Raw genomic sequence first — 20,450 nt, 5'->3', positions numbered from 1 at the left:
CTGGCCATAGATTGTTATTTATAATGTTTAGATAATAGGTCTTTTCTATCATATCAATTGAGAATTTGATATTAATACTAAGGCTTAGTCTTCTTAACCAAAAATCAACAATATATTTACTAAACAAATATATTTAAGAATCTTGATTGTGCATAAGATTAAGATTTTATCATCACATTTACAGGAGTAGGAATAATATGGCAAATTTAAACCCCACTCAACCCACTAAACAACTTATCGCCGGTTACTGTGGCATTCTTTTCGGAGGATTTGGAACTCATAAATTCGTTTTAGGATATATTCCAGAAGGCTGTATTATGCTGGCTATAGGTTTAATAGGAGGTTTTTTTACCTACGGCGTTAGTTTGTTAATTATGCAGCTTATGGGATTAATTGAAGGCATGATCTACTTGAACAAATCACCTGAAGAGTTTGTTAATGTCTACTTTGTAAATAAGCAGGGTTGGTTTTAGTAATAATTACGAATAAGTGCTGACAATTTATTTTCAGGGATATGCTAAAAAATAAACAAAAATATTTTACTAGGGGGATGTTATTGTTGGTAGGTATGGGCTATTTCAGCGTTATGTCTGGTTTAGACATCAACTATGTTGCCAAAAGTCTAATCAGTATCATTCCTGTACAACTGCTATCTGTAATTTATATTACTTATTTCAGATGGAAGCGAAGTTAATGATCGGTCATATTTCCCAATTTCGCCTACGCTCAAATTAGAGACGCTTTTATTCAGGCGTTGAAGTTTCGTAGCGAACCCAACACTTGTCATGCAACTGACCCCGAAAACTCAGCTTACTCCAAAACTAGCTCCTACTTTCAAGAAAATTATTCTAGATGTTGGGGGAATGAAATGCGCTGGATGTGTCAGCGCTGTAGAACGACAGTTAACCCAATATCCAGGAGTTAAAAGCGCCTGTGTGAATCTGGCTACAGAGGTAGCAGTCATAGAGATAGAAACTGGCGAAGTAGACCCAGAAGCGCTAGCACAGCGATTGACATCAGCTGGATTTCCCTCTCAACCGCGTCAAGCCGGCGAAAAATTAGCAGGCGCAGCCACCCCAGAAGATGCAGAAGAGCGAAAGCGCCGAGAAATACGTTCTTCATTTCAGCAGTTAGGTATTGCTGGAGTATTGTTACTGTTGTCAGGAATTGGACATTTTGCCACTATGGGCGGTCAAATACTGCCCCTACTAAATAACATCTGGTTTCATTGTGGATTAGCAACAGTGGCAATACTCATTCCCGGCCGCCCAATTTTAATAGACGGCTGGCGGGGATGGTGGCGAAATGCACCTAACATGAATACCCTGGTGGGGTTAGCAACGCTAACAGCCTACACTGCTAGTTTAGTAGCACTACTGTTTCCTCAAATGGGTTGGCAATGCTTCTTTGACGAACCAGTGATGATGCTGGGTTTTATCCTGTTGGGTAGGACTTTAGAGCAACAAGCCAGAACTAGAGCCGCAGCTGCTTTTAGAGAACTGCTGGCACTCCAACCACAACTAGCCCGATTGATTCTCAACCCAAACCCGGAAAAATTAACTCTTACCTCCAATATTGTCAACATTCCTGCTGACAAGGTGCGTGTTGGCGAATGGTTACAGGTACTACCAGGGGATAAAATTCCTGTGGATGGTGAGGTTCGCTGTGGTCAAACCACAGTCAATGAGTCCATGCTAACTGGGGAAGCAGTACCAGTAATTAAGCATATCGGGGATGTGGTGTCCGCAGGAACCCTCAACCAGTCAGGGTCAATTGCTATAGTCGCCACTCGTACTGGTAAAGATACAACTTTGGCACAAATTGTCACTTTAGTAGAAGCAGCCCAAACCCGTAAAGCTCCAGTGCAAAAATTAGCCGACACAATAGCTGGTTATTTTACTTATGGTGTCTTGACAGCTTCTGTGTTGACATTTGTTTTTTGGTTCTTTTTCGGTACTCACTTGTGGAGTGATGTGACTATCTCCGGTGGTATGGAAATGATGAACCATTCCCCACTATCTACACACACGAGTAATAGCCTTTCTACCCACTCCCCCCTCCTCACTAGCTTAAAATTAGCGATCGCCGTCATGGTGGTCGCTTGTCCTTGTGCTTTAGGACTAGCTACACCAACAGCAATTATTGTGGGAACTGCCATAGGCGCTGAACGAGGTTTGTTAATTAAAGGTGGTGATGTATTAGAAAGAGTACACCAGTTAAATACAGTTGTATTTGATAAAACAGGCACTCTCACCAGTGGTAATCCCATCCTCACGGATTGTCTAGCAGTGGCAGAACTGCTAGACAATCAACCTTACTCTCTCCTACAACTAGCAGCAGCAGTGGAAAGTGGCACTTACCACCCCCTAGCCAAAGCAATTCGGCAAGCCGCACAAGGGGAAAATTTGTATATTCCTAATGCTGTAGATTTTCACACAGAACCTGGTTTGGGTGTATCTGCCATTGTCGAGGGTTTGTCTGTAATTTTAGGTAACTGGGAGTGGTTGAGTCAGCATGGCGTTGTTGTCAGTGACACAGCCCAACAAATGGCTCAACACCTGGCCAAAGATGGTAAAACAGTAGTTGGTGTAGCCGTGGGGGAAAATTTAGCCGGACTCATTGCTGTTCAAGATACCCTCAGACCGGATGCCGCTGCTACAGTCCGTAAGTTACGTGACATGGGTTTACGGGTAATGCTGCTCACAGGGGATAGATTAGAAGCTGCGGAAGCCATAGCTAAACAACTGGGTGTAGATAGTGCTGATGCCATCGCTAGTGTCATGCCCAGCAAAAAAGCCGCTATTATCCAAGAATTACAAGCAAAATCAGCGTCTAAAGTTGCTATGGTTGGCGATGGTATTAATGATGCCCCAGCTTTATCACAAGCAGATGTGGGAATTGCTTTATATTCGGGAACAGATGTAGCCATGGAAACTGCGGAAATTGTCTTGATGCGCGATCGCTTAAATGATGTGGTGGTATCTATTGAACTCAGTCGTGCCACCTTCAACAAAATCCGCCAAAACTTATTCTGGGCATTCGCATATAATACAATCGGCATTCCTTTAGCCGCAGGTGTGTTGTTACCCCATTTTGGTTTTGTCCTCAGTCCTTCCGGTGCTGCGGCATTAATGGCCTTTAGTTCTGTTAGTGTTGTTACCAATTCACTGTTCTTAAGGAGATTGGCTGATCGTCTTTAACACCCTCCCCCGTTGAGCAAACGGGGGCTTTACCCTTTACATCTTGTAAATTAGAATAGTAAAATGTCTCTAAATCACAGAAATTTTGACTAATTAAACTTTCAAAACTTTCATCAATTGTAGCAATCATGTATCAATGTCCACCAAAATTTACGAAACCCATCTACTGATTGTTGAGGACGACCAAGGTTGTAAGAAGTTTACTCTGGAGGAAAACTTCTACTCTCTTGGTAGAGACCAGAACTGTAATATTCGTGTAGTATCTCAGTTTGTTTCCCGTCGCCATGCTACGTTAGTCAAAGTACCAGAAGAAAACAATGGCTATTCTTACCGGATTGTAGATGGTGATGCTCAGGGAAAGCGTAGCGCCAACGGACTAATTATTAATGGACGTAAAATATCAGTTCATGATCTCAAAAATGAAGATGAGATTATTTTTGGTCCTAATGTGCGTGGTATTTATTACATTTTAGCCAATACTCAGCCTTACGTAACAGCAGACTCTCCAGAGTTTGATATTACACTCATAAACCCATGTATGACGGAGGAAAAAGATACATAACAACAACACAGGTTAGAATAGGGGTTTGGTAGAGGCGCATTTGTATTATGAAAGTAGCGATTACTGGAGCAACAGGATTTGTGGGGAGTCGTTTAGTGGAACGGCTGCACAAGGAAAATAATCAAATACTAGTGTTAACTCGTAACACTTCTTTGGCTAAAAAAGTTTTTCCACCAGGGGCTTTTCCTCATATAGAAATTGTTGCCTACACACCAACAGAATCCGGTTCTTGGCAAGATGTGATTGCCCATTGTGATGGTGTAGTTAATCTAGCAGGAGAACCCATTGCCAAAGACCGTTGGACATCGGTGGAAAAGCAAAAGATTTTCAATAGCCGCCAGCTAGGTACACAGAAAATAGTTGAAGCAATAGGTAAAGCTAATCCTAAACCTTCTGTATTAGTCAATGCCTCGGCCATTGGCTATTACGGTACGAGTGAAATAGCAACCTTTGATGAAACAAGTTCATCTGGTAATGATTTTCTCGCTCAAGTCTGTCAAGCCTGGGAAGCAGAAGCACAAAAAGTTAAAAATGCTGGTGTGCGTCTTGTCATTTTACGTTTGGGCATTGTCCTAGGCAATGGTGGTGCTTTGGGTAAAATGATTACACCTTTCCAACTGTTTGCAGGGGGTCCCCTTGGTAGTGGTCGGCAGTGGTTATCATGGATTCACCTGGATGACTTAGTAACTCTGATTTTGCAGGCTTTAACTAAGCCAGAAATGGAAGGCGTATACAATGCTACTGCTCCTCATCCCGTCCGGATGGCAGAATTTACCCAAACCTTGGGACAAGTTATGCGGCGTCCCTCTTGGTTACCAGTTCCCGGGTTTGCCCTCGAAGCCCTCTTAGGAGAGGGAGCAATGATAGTTTTAGAAGGTCAGCAAGTCATTCCTAAAGGTACCTTAAAAACAGGTTTTGAGTATCAATACCCTAATTTATTGCCAGCATTGGCACAAATTATCGGGAGTAGATAAATTTACGATACACCCAACTGAGTAAACCGCTCAGAAGCGCGCCCCCCATGAGAATACCAATGGCGGGATTAAAGACGGGCTGCCAAAGTTGATGCCATAAATCTAAACCTAGGTTTATTCCCGCAGCATCACCAATGGCGGCGATCGCTAACCAACCAAAGCCAAATAAAACCAAGAACACATCAGCAACCAAAACCAGGTTAAGCCAGTTTAATAATTTTTCTTTCATCATGTAAGCAGAAATGCTAACTTTGTTGATTGTCGTTTTTAAGTAGGGCTGGCTGAAAAAGTCCTTTGGTGGTGTTAGGGAAAACAGTTCAACCAGTTCAAAATCCCCAATCCGCGTTGCGGTACTAGCCCCTAGTCTGTATTATTCAAATATCCAAGTTTTCACCTTTGCCAAACTCTGCCAATCTGGTTTTCGGCTGAGACCATCGGCAATGGATTCCTTAATGTCGGATTCCCATTCTGGGTTAACAAAAATTAACTGTTTCACAAAATCAATGTGTTCTCGCAAGCCTTTTTCACCCGTTTCCAACATTGACAACGCCAAATTCACTCTGGCTTGTGGGTCTTGTGGATTTAACTTTACCGCTTTTTGTGCCGCCTTGTAGGCTAGTTTAGGCTTGTCTTCTAGCAAATACAACCAAGCTAAACAAATCCAAGCTGAACCGGTTTTAGGGGCGCGATCGCACACTTCTTTAAATACAGGTATTAAAGATTCTGCTGATTCACCTGCTTTATAGCGTTCTAAACCTGTATCAAACAAGAATTCAACTGTTTGAGCCATAGCAAATCAATTAATAGTTATATACTCAATAGTTACCAGTCAGCTGTCAGTACAAATTCACCAATCACAACCGACCATTGATCATCTTACCAAAAAATGGGTTTAGAAGCTCGTCTTTTCTAGGACAGATTTAATTCCAAGTATGCTGGAATATTACCAGAAATATTGACAATCCCCCTTCTCAATGATCGGGTATTACGTACTATTTTAGAGTGTTCATGCCGTTGCCTACTTATTCTTAAGTGCTTTCTAGCAAATCTGGCTCTAGCTTTTGTTATACCACTTGAACCTTTTTGTTTTGTTTAAATCTTCCTTTGAGGGTGTTTGATAGCTTGTTCAGGTTTTCTGAAAAACCTAGGTAATGGTTCTTAATACCCATTATAATCGGTGTAAAAACTTTCTAACCCAACATCCAGTTCAATTTCGTTCCTGTCTTTAGTTCAATATCATCGGTGATAATTGCGTATTAGCAACCAGGGAGGAAGGTAAAAATCCCCTCCAGTTACTTGACCATACCGACACCGCCATAGTTCGTCGATGTTTGGGATACCCTGGCTTTTTGACACTCCCCCAGGGTTCTGAAGCCAGGGGCTTGCGTCTCGTTTTATGGTCAAACTCCAAATGACTTGCCGCAACCACAGGTCTGGGCTGCATTGGGGTTAGTAAATTGGAAACCGCCACCAATCATGGCATCGCTATAATCCAGCATTAAACCATAGAGATATAATAGACTTTTGCGATCGCAAACAATCTTGAAACCATCGTAATCGAAAACTTCATCCTGGGGGTTGATCTTGCTCATGTCCTCAAAGTCCATCATGTAAGACATACCGGAACAGCCTCCTTGACGGACTCCTACCCGTAAGCAAAGTTCTTTCCCTTGTTTTTGTTGTAAAGATTTTACCTGTTGCAAGGCGGATTCGCTTAGTTGAATTCCACGTTGTTGAGACTGAGTTGCTTGTGTCATGTGTATAAAAAGTAAGCTTTAGTTTGAGCTAATCGGACGGTTAACTTTTTAAATCTTGTTCCTATTCTAGCGAGATGAAGATCAATATTTGGCAAATTGTAAACATCTGGTCAAAAGCAGCTAAAAGTTTTTATTCTAGAATTGGGACGTTAGGTTTATTTATAAGTTGAGTATTTTGGGAATTTAAGCCATGTGGCAACCTAAATTTAAAATTACAATTAACCAACCACCCTTGACGGTGTAGCCAGGAAGATTTGACCTGCTCCCTAGTCATTCCTCATATTTTACTGCCAAATTGATTTTTTTTTGGATTAATCTAGTTTATGACCAGTTTTAATCGCTCTACCAGGCGTCGGTTAAAGACATTAACTCAAATTCCTTCTGTATGGGAGGGCGATCGTCGTCCAGTGTCATTATCCTCAATCCATGATTCAGATTCAAAGCCCAAAGGAGAATGTATTATTTGGGTGGACGGATCACAAGGTGTCGTCCGAGGAATGGACGTAGTACCTCCAGAAACAGGACCAGAAGCCATTGTTCGTACCCTAATGCGTGCCATGGAGCATCCCCACAGTCCCGGTAAACCCGCTAGACCCCAAAAAATTGTAGTCAAAGACCGGGAACTTCAGTTTTACCTGCGCGGTGTGCTACAAGATTTAGATATTACCATTGATTACGTCCGGGAATTGCCCCTAATTGACGAATTGTTTCGCGGGTTGACAGAAGTCCTAGATCATCAAATTCCCGATTTACCTCCCCAGTATGCACAAGCCTTACATAATCAAGCCATGGCTCTTTGGCAGATAGCTCCTTGGGAATTTTTAGAAGAACAGCAAATCTTGTCAATAGAAATTAACAAGTGGGATGTGGGTAAGCTCTACACCTCAGTCATGGGGATGCTGGGAATGGAATATGGGATTTTGTTTTATCGTTCAGAAGATTCTCTCAAGCAGTTTCGAGCAGCAGTTGTAGAGGACGATGAATCACAAAGACGTTTAGAAGAAGCCTTCTTAAAACAGGACTGTCTGTTTCTCACCTTTGATAATGAAGACGAAATGGAAGAAGACCAAGATTTAGCTGATGTTCCCATGGCAGAAATTAAGCCAAATTTTGGTAATATTCATCCTTTAGAAGGATTGCGGTCGGTTTTGTATGAAGAAGAAGCGCTCACAGCTTTTGTCGCTCTAGAGAGTCTGAAACACTTTCTCCGTGATTACCGCGCTCGGCTCAATAGTGAAACTTTTCCTAGTCTCAGTCGTAGTTATCGCATTTCTCCCCCTGGATCAGAATCAGAACCAATTGAATCTTTATCTGTGACTGTCTCCACCATGCCCCAGTTAGCAGCAGAACTAGAGGAAATGGCAGGTTTCGACATGGAAGAAATAGAAATAGGAGAGGCAGATTTACAAGGCTTTCGTTGGTTACGAGACGACTTGATACCATCTGATTCCTTTCTCAGTCTGGGGGTAATTTCTTGGCAGATGCTAGATTCCTTACGTCAGGGAGTTCAAACTCACCAAGGTCGTGAAGTCTCAAAAGCAGGTGACGGATTACCAGTGGTTTTAATTCAAACCTCCCGCCCCAAAGCCAAAACTATCATTGAAAATATTGCTGAGTCCGGGGGACTCAAAGCCATTTGTTTTAATCCGGGTACTAGTCCTTTTGATGACGAGTGCTATGACCTGGGTTTATTACAAACTGAAAATGGTGAATTATTCTTGTTTGGTGAATTTCTAGATGATGATCCCACTCACATCGAGGCTCGCCAAAAATGGAATCAGCGATGTAAAAATACTAACGGCTGCTGTGGCTTGATTATTGCCAAAGGGCTAACAGGATCTGCCCGTGGTAATCCCCAACTGCGAGATATGATGGCTTTGTTTGAGACGCGATCGCTCTCACCTGAAGATTTAGGTATCGGTACTCTCCAACTCATGCCCCAAATTTAACAAAACTCCTATGACCGAAATATCAACGGCGAGCAGAGCTACCGGCTTCAGACATGGGGGTTAGCCGTTGGCGATTTTAATCGCCGTCCCCATTCTTCAACTAATTCCCTTGCACTAACACCTCTAATTTTTGCCTCTTCTGTGATATTCTACCATGCCGTAGGTGTTAAAACTACGGTTCTTTCTTGCCTGCACTGCGGACACATCCAACAAAGAGATGTCAATGCAGCCAAAGTAATTTTGAATCGTGCAAACGCGGCTCCGTCGGGCAGACGGGAAGTAACGCCAGTAGAGGGAACATCAGTGACGCTGGAATCCCCTCGGATAGCGTGGAGAGTGTCAAAGGATGTTTAAGGTGTGTTTTTAGTAGAAACCCCAGCATCAAAGAAGTAGGCTGGGGCTGTTCATATTTTAGTTATAATATATGTCTAGTACCACCACACATTTGTTAAAATGGGAAGTCGCAGACCAAAATGTATTCTATTTTACAATTTTCTCAAACTACACCACGAACCTTTCAGAAATTTATTCATTAATGTGATCTGAACATAATAGTGATTTTGCACCAGCTATGATACGGAGTTTCAAAAATTAGTGTGCCAATTTCTCAAAAACGTCAGGATCATACTTGATAGCAGTAGAAAGATAGTAGAGTAATTCCACCATTGGTACTTAAGAGTCACAGTATTCGTGATTTATCACGATGCACTGTCTCACTGTTTACCATCAGTGGCGGTTCTGTTTGATCTTAATCACCCATTGCCAATGAGGAATTATTAACTATTGAGGGATGCACTGTATGACATATGAATTTTTTCTAACTCCTGTAGGGTGATGATTCACTATTACATGGATGTACACAGACCAAAGCATATCTAAAAGTGATAGCATTGCTCGGTCTTGCAGCACATATTCTTTGCCAGAGTCTTTGTTTACTTTAATTGGTAAAAAAGCTCTAGTTTTCTTGCTCAAGAACAGGTGGACGATTTTTTACTTAGTCCCCAGTATCTGTGTCAATTTGACTGAATAGAATTGAATTGTCAGACTTTGAGTAACAATTGACTGGTAGAAATTCCCGTACCAGAGACTGTGTTATCTCTCTGCTCTTACCATAAGAATTCTATTTTGATCCCTGACTGTACAACGATCAATGCACTGGACCAAGATGAATTTTTTTATCCTACCAGGATCGCTTGTTTCTTGACACAAATTCTGATAATCTATCGTCTTGCTCTTGAGTAAATTGTTGTTTTGAATAAAGTAGATATAAAGCAAATAGCATGGTAATGACCAACAAAAAATGGGCTGTCAAACGCATAACTGTCAATTTAGCAACACAGGAAGCAGATAAACTAGAAAAGTATTGTCAAGAAACAGGTAGACCTGCGACAGATGTAATTCGTGAACTGATCAGAGGATTACCTATATTCTTTGACAACCAGCAAGCCAAAAAATAGAAAACCAGTTTTACGGATTTGTCGATGATCCAGCAGATGATCAATCCCATATGCCAAAAAAACTGGTTATGTTTCTCCATCCCAAATTGACTCACTAAAGTTTATTTCCCTGTAAATACGCTTTGGCAAAAGTCCTGCTAATGAGTTACCAAAATTCTCAAGAGCAATCAAGGTAAACTCATGACTAGAGGACATCATCCTGTTGTGCATTTACACAATAGTGGGATTGATATAAATAGCCAATTCCGACACCAACCCAGTTACAATTTGTAAAGAAACTGAAAAGGTAAAATGGAATGCGTGTTGCAATAGTGGGTGCGGGACTGGCTGGGCTAGCAACCGCAGTAGATTTGGCTGATGCTGGTTGTGAAGTCCAGATTTTCGAGTCCCGTCCATTCGTTGGTGGTAAAGTCAGTAGTTGGGTTGATGATAATGGCAACCATATTGAAATGGGCTTACACGTCTTTTTTGGTTGCTATTACCAGCTATTTGAGCTAATGGAAAAAGTAGGGGCGTTATCTAACTTACGCCTCAAAGAACATACTCACACCTTTATTAATAAGGGTGGACAAACTGGTAGTTTAGATTTTCGCTTCTTCACAGGTGCGCCTTTCAATGGATTAAAGGCATTTTTTACTACTTCTCAACTGTCACTACAAGATAAACTGCAAAATGCCATTGCTTTGGGTACTAGCCCCATAGTTCGGGGGTTAGTAGACTTCAACGGAGCAATGAAAACTATCCGGGAGTTAGATAAAGTTAGCTTTGCTGAATGGTTCCGCAGTCACGGTGGTAGTGAGGGTAGCATTAAAAGGATGTGGAATCCCATTGCTTATGCTTTGGGATTCATTGATTGTGAGCATATCTCCGCTCGTTGTATGTTGACTATTTTCCAGTTCTTTGCATCTAAAACCGAAGCCTCAATTATGCGAATGCTGGAAGGGTCACCAAATGAGTATTTGCACCAGCCTATCCTTAAATACTTAGGAAATAGAGGCACAAAAGTTTATACACGTCGCCAACTACGAGAAATTCAATTTACTGAATCAGGCCAACAAACTCGCGTCACTGGCATAATAGTTGCTGAAGGCGACACAACAGAAACTATTACTGCTGATGCTTATGTCTGTGCTTGCGATGTCCCAGGGATTCAGCGTGTATTACCTCAAGAGTGGCGCAAGTGGTCAGAATTTGACAATATTTATAAATTGGATGCTGTACCAGTAGCAACAGTACAGCTACGATTTGATGGCTGGGTGACAGAACTACAAGATCCAGAGAAACGCCAACAGCTAAATCAGTCCGCCGGGATAGATAACTTACTCTACACCGCCGATGCTGACTTTTCTTGTTTTGCTGATTTGGCTTTGGCTAGTCCCAGCGATTATTATCGCCCCGGACAAGGGTCATTGTTACAACTGGTACTCACACCGGGAGATCCTTTTATTAAACAAAGTAACGAGGCGATCGCACAACACGTCCTCAACCAAGTTCATGAACTGTTCCCTTCATCAAGAGAACTGAATATGACTTGGTATAACGTTGTCAAGTTAGCACAATCTCTCTACCGGGAAGCACCAGGAATGGACCCTTACCGCCCTAATCAAAAAACCCCAGTGGATAACTTCTTCTTAGCAGGTAGTTACACTCAGCAAGATTACATTGACAGCATGGAAGGAGCCACAATTTCCGGAAGGCGTGCAGCAAAAGTGATTTTAGAAAATTTCAAAAAATAACTAACCGCACCCAGCACACAGGAAGCAGAGGAAGAGAAGAAAATGGCAGATTGGTTAGAGCATAGTGTGCAGATTGAAGTACAAGCTCCCATAGAATTAGTCTGGGGACTTTGGTCTGATTTAGAGCAAATGCCCCGTTGGATGAAGTGGATTGATTCGGTGGAAATTTCCCCAGAAAATCCAGATATTTCACTGTGGAAACTTAGCACTGGTGGTCTGGAATTTAAATGGAAATCCCGTATACTCAAAGTTGTCCAACAGCAAATTATTCAATGGGAATCTGTAGATGGTTTGCCCAATCAGGGGGGAATTCGCTTTTATGATCGCCACGGTAGCACTGTTGTCAAAATGACAGTTTCCTATGCTATTCCTGGTATTCTGGGGAAAATTATGGATAATTTGTTTTTGGGTCGGGTAGTTGAGTCTACTATTCAAGCCGACTTGGAAAGGTTCAAAGAATATGCTTTGAATTTGACACATCCACCGACCTAACGTTAATGAGACTACGGGGCGATACACACCATTGGTTCTGGGAGTGTATCGCCTGTAGCCTCTAACTTCTAAGTATCCCCAAGAGTGCGCCATCCCACCAAAAAGCAATTATCTGATTCTTACCATTGAATAATCATTTGGTATTTGATATTACTCATATTCTTATTATTAGGGGATTTTAACCAGCAAAAATCACCAAGTCGGGTCACTATACAAATTAATGATCATTTCCTCCCGCCCTGGTGATACTGAGGAAATACAAGCGCGGATCACTTCTCCATCTTCCAATTCAACTGTGCAAGCGTGACAAGAACCCATTAAACAACCAGTAGGAATAAGCACCCCAGCCCGTTCTGCCACATCTAACAAAGGTTCTCCCAATTCTGCATCAATAGTAACATCGTCTGGTAAAAAGCGGACGCGAATGTTCATAGGTCAATAAGTTGATCTAAGGTAAAAAAGCTGTTAGATTTAAATGTTTTTCAACTTCTGTAGCCAGGTAATCTAAAATTTGTTCTCGGTGTTCCCGATAGTTAGGAACACCAGTAGGTAAAGATTTCATCCCGCGTTGTTGACGCAGCCGATTTAACCAAGCACGTCGCCAGGGACCGTTGTCAAAAATTCCGTGGAGATATGTACCCCAAATAGATTGACAGCTATCCACTAAGCCTAAATTAACATCATCAAATAAAGGTTCGTAGGTTTGGTTATCTTCTGATTTTTCTATGCGCGATCGCCCTTGGTGGATTTCAAACCCACTCACTGGTAAGCCAATTTGCGGATAATTAGAGGTCACTTGACGCTGGCGGACAATTTTTTGTCCTGTAATCACCGTTCTAATAGGTAAAAGATTTAACCCCTGAAATCTACCTGCTTGTCCTTCTAATCCTTCCGGGTCTGCTAGCATTTGTCCTAACATTTGGTAGCCCCCGCAAATCCCCAACACTGTACCGCCAGAAGCTGCATAATTTTGAATTGCTTCTGCCATTCCAGTTTTTTGCATCACTAGTAAGTCATGAATTGTAGTTTTAGACCCTGGTATAATTACTGCATCAGGATAGCCTAATTCTTGCTTAGGACTAATAAATTTTACTTTTACACTTGGTTCCGACTCCAAAGGGTCAAAATCAGTAAAGTTAGAAATTCTGGGTAAGCGAATGACAGTGATCGATAAGTCCGTGTCGGTTTTGTTTGACCTACGTTCTAACAAGTCCAGAGAGTCCTCTGCGGGGAATACTTCTTGTAAATAAGGGATAACACCAACTACCGGGATACCAGTCCGTTTTTCTAACCATGTTATCCCCGATTCTAAAAGTGATCGCTGTCCCCGGAACTTATTAATTACTATACCTTTAATTAATTGCCGTTCTTCTGGTTCTAGTAATTCCAGAGTACCGACTACATGAGCAAAAGCACCACCACGGTCAATATCCACCACTAACATAGTTGGCGCATTTAAATATTTGGCGATCCGCATATTAGTTAAGTCCCGGTGCTTGAGGTTAATTTCCGCCGGACTACCCGCACCTTCACAAACTAAAAAATCAAATTCTGTGGATAAGTGTTTCAGAGATTCTTCTATAGCCTGCCAACCAAGATTAAAATATTGTTCGTAATAATCTGAAGCTTTAACTTTGCCTACTGCTCTACCCTTAATAATCACTTGGGATGTCATATCTCCTTGGGGCTTGAGTAATATCGGGTTCATTTCTACCCAAGGAACAATACCAGCAGCCCAAGCTTGTACGGCTTGAGCATAACCAATTTCTCCCCCATTTGCCGTAACATAAGCATTCAAAGCCATATTTTGACCTTTAAAGGGAGCTACTCGCAAAGCATTCCGGAACAAAATTCGACAAATAGCTGTAGTTATCAGTGATTTACCCGCGTGGGATGTTGTTCCCACTACCATCATTGCTTTCATAATTCTTAATTTTTAAAGGGTTGAGGATTTTTATATTTGTCCCTTGCTTACCAGCAATCTTTAGCTAATTGAAATCCTCCAAATAAGTGATAAAACTCTTGTAGCGTCGGCTTATCAACCGCTATGAGTGTAACTCAATTTTGGAAATGTGCTGTAATTTCCTCTTGAGCAATCCTGGATAAATTGATATTTTTACTGTGGTGTTACAAAGGTAATCTCAACCAGTAAGTCATGCCATTATACAGGCGATCGCGCCAAGATGGACTAGTCCAATTTTCCTCTGGGAATTGTCCTAGCACCTGATGACCTAGAGGAGTGAGGCGAAAACTATCGGTAATTCCCTGACCATCAACTTCTCGTCGCAAAACACCCACTTGTATCAACCACCCTAAAGCATTATCGCACGCTAACTCTGACAAAGGGCGTTTAGTATAACCATGCTTAACACCATTTTCCATGGCAATGGCTGCTAATGGTAGACTCTGCTGACGCATCGCCTGAAATAGAACAATCTGGAAGGGAGAACATATCAGGGATGTCCTAGCCCTTTCCACTGTGTTAGGGGTGTAGAAAAACGTTTTTTGATTTTTAGTCATTGGTCATTGGTCATTGGGCTTATTGTATTGTAAATTATTGTAAAATTCCCAAAGTCATCAATTTAAAACAGGAAAGGTTGATTATGCCTCTAGCAGTTGGTACAGATGCACCAGCATTTACCGTCAAAGATACCAACGGTAACACCGTTTCATTATCTGATTTTGCTGGAAAGACAGTCGTTTTGTATTTTTACCCCAAAGATGACACTCCAGGCTGCACCAAACAAGCTTGTAGCTTTCGGGATGCTAAACCTGAATATGCAGGTAAAAACGTCGTAGTGCTGGGAGTCAGCGCCGATGATGAAGGTTCCCATCAGGCTTTCACCCAAAAATATAATCTCAACTTCCCTCTCTTAGCTGACACCAACCAAACTTTAATCCAAGCTTATGACGTTGATGGCGGTGGTTACGCCAAGCGTGTTACTTACGTAATTGACCCTAACGGTAAAATTATTTATGTTGACACTAGTGTAAATACAACCACTCATGCTAGTGATGTTTTAGCCGCACTTGGTTTGTAGTTTTTAGGTTTTTAACAAACCCACACAACTCCGCCAAATGGCCGGAGTTGTGATTTTGAAATCAACAAACATTAAGGTAATGGAGTTTCCGGAGGTAAATTCGATAGTGAATCTGGATTTGACTTGTTTTGCTGTTCTTCAAAGGCTTTTTGTTGCCTAGCTTTAAATTCCAATGCAGCTGAGTCTATTTGTTCTTTTTGCTCAGTAGGGTTCCATTGGATATTCCCCATATTTACCCGATGAATGAGATCAAACATATTCAAATCACCCGAGTTAGGGGAAGCAAAGGGATCGCTGTTCTGATTTGTACCACGATCCACTGAGTTAAATTGAGCTAAACCAACTTGAGGGATAAACAAGGAAGCAAAACCAACACCTACCCAAGTCAGCAGAGAAAGTTTAGTCAGTGATAAAAACGGTTTTTTCATGGAATTTTTCCCCTTACATAGCTGCTTAAGCCAAAGTCCGTCGCAGTCGGGGTTGTATGCTCAATAAAGCAATTAACGCAAAACCCGACAACAGCAGTAGCGCACCCCCAAAGGTAACATTACCCCAAGGTGCTGTCATCACTACACTACCTAGCCCCCAATCGCTATGAAGATAAAGATAGCGTATTGGTTCAATAGCATAACTCAAAGGGTTGAGGGTAGCCACAATTTGCAACCACTGGGGCATAAAAGATAAAGGAGCCAGAGCGGTACTAGCAAATAACAAGGGTAGGTTAGTGACAAAAATGACCGCTATTAATTCAATGTGTCCAGGTAAAGCAAAAGCCAGTCCCAGAGAAATAGCAGTTACACCCAAAGCCAGTAAAAACACGATTAAGGCGATCGCCCCCAACCCTGCCACATCCGGTAGCCCCGCCCCCAGAAAAGCTGCCGCTGCCACAATTACAGCTGCTTGCAGCAAACTTTGGCTAACAATAAAGATGGCGGAAGCAAAGACAATAGAAAACCGCGAAGCTAAAGGCGCTACCAGCAAACGATTTAAAAAGCCAAATTCCCGGTCAAACATAACAGGTAAACCAGCGTTAAGCGCCCCAGCAAAAGCTGTAAAAACAATTACGCCTGCCGCCAGAAATTGACCATAATTGGTAGTAGTGCCAAACAAACCCCTAGGCGCATTTTGGAATAAAGCGCCAAATAGCACCAACCACATCACCGGCTGAATAATTCCCGCCACCAAAGTAGAAGGACGGCGTTGTAATTGAATAAACAAGCGCCGAGTTAAAGCCAGGGTTTCTTGTAGTAATTCTCCCAAAAAGTTAGGGGAGGAGTTGACATTTGCTTGTCGCGTAGGAGTAACACTCATAGTATTCGAGGAAATATTTACATTAACGACTCAAACCAATCACCATGTTGTAGTAATGGTCTATCTCATATTTTGCTTTTTCTCAGCCTTCAGATCACGACTAGTAACTGCCGCCAGTTCTGCATCTAACAGAGTGCGCCCCGTAGCGGCTAGATAAACATCATCTAAACTAGGACGAGATTGAGCAATGCCAAAAGTAGGTAATCCAACTTGATTGAGGGATTGCTGTATGCTGATTAAAGCATCACTTTGGGGTGTCACCACCAAGTTAAGGGAATTACCTTGAGCATTATTAATAATCACTTCTTGCACAAATGGTAAATCTTGCAAGAGGTACTTGGCTTTTTCCGCTTCTTCTATGGGGGAAAACTCCCGGATGCGCAAAGTAATGCGATCGCCTCCCACCTTATCCTTTAATTGTGAGGGTGTACCAGCAGCAATCACCACCCCACCGTCAATAATTGCCACCCGATCAGCTAAAGCATCAATTTCTTCTAAATAATGGCTAGTAATTAGTACCGTTGTTCCAGAAGCGCGTAACTGCCGCAAAAATTCCCACACCACAAAACGGCTATCTATATCAAGTCCCACCGTGGGTTCATCCAACACCAAAACATCTGGAGCGTGAAGTAAACCAGCAGCCAAGTCAAGGCGCTTGCGTAGACCACCTGAATAAGTCCCGGTTTTTTGATCAGCGTATTCCCGTAAACCCAGTAACTCCAACACCATATCAATACGCTGTTTAGCCACTGATCCTGGGATATGATAAAGCGCCGCTTGCAGTTGCAGCAGTTCCTTACCAGTTAGCACCTTATCTAAAGCCACTTCTTGGGCTACATAGCCGAGTTTTTGTCGAGCGATCCTCGGCTGATCCATAACGGATATACCAGATACTTCGATCTTCCCAGCATCTGGTGTAGTTAAAGTACATAAAGCTCGCAGGGTGGTTGTCTTCCCCGCACCATTAGGTCCGAGTAAACCAAAGATTTCTCCTGGTTGTACCTCAAAGGATACATCCTTAACTGCGACTACTTTACCGTACCTCTTTTGTAGCTTTTCAATTAAAACGGCAGGAGCCATAACAGCTTAAACTCTAACTATACAAATCTCAACAAATTCTATCTTTATTTTATATGAGTCGTGACGGGTCCGGCATAACCCGGCTACTGCCATAACTTCTACTCAGGTGAAGCCATCGCCCTGCGCGCATCCTGACCACCATAGCCATTCATCTGCCAACAAAACTTAACATTACTTATAGTGGATAGTATTTCCCACGTGTATACCCCCTTTGGTAGACTTAAAGACTGAATCAAATAGCCAGATAAGACGAACTTAGTCAAGCAGTTGAGAGGGTGAATCTGTGGAAAATACACTTGGATTAGAGATTATTGAGGTAGTAGAGCAAGCAGCCATCGCTTCCTCAAAATGGATGGGCAAAGGCGAAAAAAACATTGCTGACCAAGTAGCAGTGGAAGCCATGCGGGAGCGGATGAACAAAATCTATATGCGCGGTCGCATTGTGATTGGTGAAGGCGAACGCGACGAAGCGCCCATGCTCTACATAGGCGAAGAAGTGGGTATCTGTACCCAAACAGATGCTAAAAACTTCTGTAACCCCGATGAACTAATTGAAATTGACATTGCTGTAGATCCATGCGAAGGTACAAACTTAGTTGCCTACGGTCAAAATGGTTCAATGGCAGTTCTGGCAATTTCCGAAAAAGGTGGTTTATTTGCTGCCCCTGACTTCTATATGAAGAAACTGGCAGCACCCGCACCAGCAAAAGGTTTAGTAGATATTAACAAGTCTGCTACTGAAAACCTCAAAATCCTATCTGAGTGCTTAAACCGTCCTATAGCAGATTTAGTGGTTGTGGTGATGGACCGTCCCCGCCACACAGAACTCATTCAGGAAATTCGCACCGCAGGGGCAAGAGTCAGATTAATTAGCGATGGTGACGTTTCTGCCGCTATTTCCTGCGCTTTTGAAGGCACAAATATCCACGCCTTAATGGGTATCGGTGCTGCACCTGAAGGAGTCATTTCTGCTGCGGCCCTGCGCTGCTTGGGAGGACATTTCCAAGGACAGTTAATCTATGATCCAGAAGTAGTCAAAACAGGCTTGATTGGTGAAAGCAAAGAAGGCAATCTGGCACGGATGAAAGAAATGGGCATTAATGACCCTGATAAGGTTTACAATGCTAACGAATTAGCCTCCGGCGAAACAGTTCTATTTGCTGCTTGCGGTATTACTCCCGGTACTCTCATGGAAGGTGTCCGTTTCTTTAACGGTGGTGCCAGAACTCAAAGCTTGGTTATTTCTAACCAGTCCAAAACAGTGCGTTTTGTTGATACCATCCATTTGTTTGACGAACCCAAGAGTCTACAATTGCGTTAATAATTAGGCAGTAGAGAACAGGGATTGGAGATTTGGGAGCAGGGAGTGGGAAATATTACCGTAGTATAGCGTTTCCTAAAAACAGTGCGATCACCCCGATTGTAGCGCGGGCATCTTGCCCGCCCCTGTACCTAAATACGTAAAATTCGCTACAAAACGCCAGCTATTTCCTCTCACTGCACCCCCACCCCTTGCCTTTTCTCTCCCCCAATCCCAATCCACAACCATCAATAATCCATTACCAATTACCAATTACCGATAAATAATGAATATTGCAGTGGTGGGGTTAAGCCATAAAACAGCCCCAGTTCAAATCCGGGAAAAGCTGAGTATTCCAGAACCGCAAACTGAAAGTGCCATCGCTCATCTGAGTAGTTATCCCCACATTGACGAAGTAGCTATACTCAGCACTTGCAACCGTCTGGAAATTTATATTGTTACCACTGAAACTGAGCAAGGCATCAGAGAAGTTACTCAATTTCTGTCTGAACACAGCAAATTACCAGCACACTCGTTGCGCCAAAACTTGTTTATGTTACTGCATCATGATGCAGTAATGCACATAATGCGCGTGGCAGCAGGGTTAGATAGTTTAGTCCTGGGAGAAGGTCAAATCCTCGCTCAAGTGAAACATACTCACAAACTAGGACAGCAATACAACGGTATAAAAACAATTCTCAATCGCTTATTTAAACAAGCCATCACAGCCGGTAAGCGTGTGCGTACTGAAACTAGCATTGGTACTGGTGCTGTTTCCATTAGTTCTGCCGCTGTGGAATTATCACAAATAAAAGTAGCTAATTTAGCAGCTTGTAGAGTAGCAATTATCGGCGCTGGTAAAATGTCCCGGTTGTTAGTACAACACCTCATTTCTAAAGGTGCTGGACAAATTAGTATTATTAACCGATCTCAAGACCGCGCCCAGCAATTAGCAAAACTTTATCCCGATCAGTCTATATATACTCATCCGCTCTCGGAAATGCTCAGGGTAATTGCAGATAGCGATTTAGTATTTACAAGTACCTCTGCTACAGAACCCATACTTGACCGCAGCAAGCTAGAATTAGTTTTAGATCCCACTCGGTCTTTGATGTTATTTGATATTTCTGTACCGCGTAATGTCCACGGAGATGTAAATCAACTGATAAATGTACAAGCCTTTAATGTGGACGACTTGAAGGCCGTAGTCGCTCAAAACCACGAAAGCCGCCGGAAAATGGCACAGGAAGCAGAAAAGCTGTTAGATGAAGAAGTAGAAGCTTTTGATGTTTGGTGGCGATCGCTGGAAACTGTCTCTACTATTAGTTGTCTGAGAAGTAAAATCGAAACCATCCGCGAACAAGAATTGGAAAAAGCCTTATCCCGACTGGGTTCGGAATTCGGCGAAAAACATCAAGAAATCATTGAGGCTTTAACAAGAGGAATTGTTAACAAAATTTTACATGAGCCGATGGTGCAATTACGATCGCAGCAGGATGTGGAAGCTAGACGAGACTGTATGCGAACCCTGCAACTTTTGTTTAATTTAGATGCGGGGGAACAATTTAACTAGTTAACCAGGGACAAAGGG

At 42.4% G+C, this 20,450-nt stretch carries 20 protein-coding genes; 11 read left to right on the top strand and 9 right to left on the bottom strand.

Annotated elements, in window-relative coordinates:
- The first annotated feature begins 197 nt into the window (after window positions 1-197).
- From NWP17_RS09665 to thyD, 4 genes are all read left to right on the top strand, one after another.
- Window positions 198-473 (top strand): TM2 domain-containing protein, encoded by a 276-nt coding sequence (locus NWP17_RS09665; RefSeq protein ID WP_280654698.1) that lies wholly within the window; start codon window positions 198-200, stop codon window positions 471-473.
- A 312-nt stretch (window positions 474-785) separates the two neighbouring features.
- Entirely contained in the window at window positions 786-3,200 is a 2,415-nt protein-coding gene (locus NWP17_RS09660) for a heavy metal translocating P-type ATPase (RefSeq protein WP_280654697.1), read from the top strand.
- Between the two features lie 136 nt (window positions 3,201-3,336).
- Window positions 3,337-3,762, top strand: a complete 426-nt coding sequence (locus NWP17_RS09655; RefSeq protein WP_280654696.1) for an FHA domain-containing protein — start codon at window positions 3,337-3,339, stop codon at window positions 3,760-3,762.
- 47 nt (window positions 3,763-3,809) lie between these two features.
- Entirely contained in the window at window positions 3,810-4,736 is a 927-nt protein-coding gene (thyD, locus tag NWP17_RS09650; RefSeq protein ID WP_280654695.1) for a thylakoid membrane protein ThyD, read from the top strand.
- Here the strand turns inward: thyD and NWP17_RS09645 are convergent.
- From NWP17_RS09645 to NWP17_RS09635, 3 genes are all read right to left on the bottom strand, one after another.
- Window positions 4,720-4,965 carry a hypothetical protein gene (locus NWP17_RS09645; RefSeq protein WP_280654722.1) on the bottom strand — a complete coding sequence of 82 codons (246 nt, stop codon included), beginning with the start codon at window positions 4,963-4,965 and terminating at the stop codon, window positions 4,720-4,722. The genes thyD and NWP17_RS09645 overlap by 17 nt on opposite strands.
- Window positions 4,966-5,106: 141 nt before the next feature.
- A complete protein-coding gene (locus NWP17_RS09640; protein WP_280654694.1) occupies window positions 5,107-5,526 on the bottom strand; it encodes a tetratricopeptide repeat protein in 420 nt (139 codons plus the stop codon).
- A gap of 610 nt (window positions 5,527-6,136) precedes the next feature.
- A complete protein-coding gene (locus NWP17_RS09635) occupies window positions 6,137-6,493 on the bottom strand; it encodes an iron-sulfur cluster assembly accessory protein (RefSeq protein ID WP_280654693.1) in 357 nt (118 codons plus the stop codon).
- Window positions 6,494-6,816: 323 nt separating this feature from the next.
- Here NWP17_RS09635 and NWP17_RS09630 point away from each other — a divergent pair, with 323 nt between their 5' ends.
- From NWP17_RS09630 to NWP17_RS09615, 4 genes are all read left to right on the top strand, one after another.
- The gene (locus NWP17_RS09630) at window positions 6,817-8,442 is read left to right on the top strand and encodes a DUF6930 domain-containing protein (protein ID WP_280654692.1); all 1,626 of its coding nucleotides are present in this window, start codon (window positions 6,817-6,819) and stop codon (window positions 8,440-8,442) included.
- A 1,280-nt stretch (window positions 8,443-9,722) separates the two neighbouring features.
- Window positions 9,723-9,899 carry a ribbon-helix-helix domain-containing protein gene (locus NWP17_RS09625; RefSeq protein ID WP_280654691.1) on the top strand — a complete coding sequence of 59 codons (177 nt, stop codon included), beginning with the start codon at window positions 9,723-9,725 and terminating at the stop codon, window positions 9,897-9,899.
- Between the two features lie 296 nt (window positions 9,900-10,195).
- The gene (gene zds, locus NWP17_RS09620) at window positions 10,196-11,635 is read left to right on the top strand and encodes a 9,9'-di-cis-zeta-carotene desaturase (protein WP_280654690.1); all 1,440 of its coding nucleotides are present in this window, start codon (window positions 10,196-10,198) and stop codon (window positions 11,633-11,635) included.
- Between the two features lie 42 nt (window positions 11,636-11,677).
- Window positions 11,678-12,127 carry an SRPBCC family protein gene (locus NWP17_RS09615; RefSeq protein ID WP_280654689.1) on the top strand — a complete coding sequence of 150 codons (450 nt, stop codon included), beginning with the start codon at window positions 11,678-11,680 and terminating at the stop codon, window positions 12,125-12,127.
- Window positions 12,128-12,319: 192 nt separating this feature from the next.
- Here NWP17_RS09615 and NWP17_RS09610 read toward each other — a convergent pair whose 3' ends face one another.
- The 3 genes from NWP17_RS09610 to NWP17_RS09600 all read right to left on the bottom strand — a co-directional run bounded on the left by NWP17_RS09610 (window position 12,320) and on the right by NWP17_RS09600 (window position 14,647).
- Window positions 12,320-12,559: a 2Fe-2S iron-sulfur cluster-binding protein gene (locus NWP17_RS09610; RefSeq protein WP_280654688.1), complete on the bottom strand. Its 240-nt coding sequence runs from the start codon at window positions 12,557-12,559 to the stop codon at window positions 12,320-12,322.
- 16 nt (window positions 12,560-12,575) lie between these two features.
- Entirely contained in the window at window positions 12,576-14,051 is a 1,476-nt protein-coding gene (cobQ, locus tag NWP17_RS09605) for a cobyric acid synthase CobQ (protein ID WP_280654687.1), read from the bottom strand.
- A 203-nt stretch (window positions 14,052-14,254) separates the two neighbouring features.
- The gene (locus NWP17_RS09600; RefSeq protein WP_280654686.1) at window positions 14,255-14,647 is read right to left on the bottom strand and encodes an Npun_F0494 family protein; all 393 of its coding nucleotides are present in this window, start codon (window positions 14,645-14,647) and stop codon (window positions 14,255-14,257) included.
- 83 nt (window positions 14,648-14,730) lie between these two features.
- Here NWP17_RS09600 and NWP17_RS09595 point away from each other — a divergent pair, with 83 nt between their 5' ends.
- Window positions 14,731-15,168, top strand: a complete 438-nt coding sequence (locus tag NWP17_RS09595) for a peroxiredoxin (RefSeq protein WP_280654685.1) — start codon at window positions 14,731-14,733, stop codon at window positions 15,166-15,168.
- 71 nt (window positions 15,169-15,239) lie between these two features.
- Here the strand turns inward: NWP17_RS09595 and NWP17_RS09590 are convergent, their stop codons facing one another.
- The 3 genes from NWP17_RS09590 to NWP17_RS09580 are packed head-to-tail and all read right to left on the bottom strand — an operon-like array spanning window position 15,240 to window position 17,559.
- A complete protein-coding gene (locus NWP17_RS09590; RefSeq protein ID WP_280654684.1) occupies window positions 15,240-15,596 on the bottom strand; it encodes a hypothetical protein in 357 nt (118 codons plus the stop codon).
- A 25-nt stretch (window positions 15,597-15,621) separates the two neighbouring features.
- Window positions 15,622-16,479, bottom strand: coding sequence for an ABC transporter permease (locus NWP17_RS09585; RefSeq protein WP_280654683.1), 858 nt, complete (start codon window positions 16,477-16,479; stop codon window positions 15,622-15,624).
- Between the two features lie 60 nt (window positions 16,480-16,539).
- On the bottom strand, window positions 16,540-17,559 hold the full coding sequence (locus NWP17_RS09580; protein ID WP_280654682.1) for an ABC transporter ATP-binding protein: 1,020 nt from the start codon (window positions 17,557-17,559) through the stop codon (window positions 16,540-16,542).
- A 283-nt stretch (window positions 17,560-17,842) separates the two neighbouring features.
- On the opposite strand from NWP17_RS09580, the gene glpX reads away from it, so the two are divergent.
- On the top strand, window positions 17,843-18,880 hold the full coding sequence (gene glpX / locus NWP17_RS09575) for a class II fructose-bisphosphatase (protein WP_280654681.1): 1,038 nt from the start codon (window positions 17,843-17,845) through the stop codon (window positions 18,878-18,880).
- Between the two features lie 265 nt (window positions 18,881-19,145).
- A complete protein-coding gene (locus NWP17_RS09570; RefSeq protein ID WP_280654680.1) occupies window positions 19,146-20,432 on the top strand; it encodes a glutamyl-tRNA reductase in 1,287 nt (428 codons plus the stop codon).
- Window positions 20,433-20,450: the final 18 nt, after the last annotated feature.

Source organism: Chrysosporum bergii ANA360D (assembly GCF_029891735.1).
Classification (GTDB): domain Bacteria; phylum Cyanobacteriota; class Cyanobacteriia; order Cyanobacteriales; family Nostocaceae; genus Umezakia; species Umezakia bergii.
This window is presented reverse-complemented; position numbering and strand designations above follow the sequence as displayed.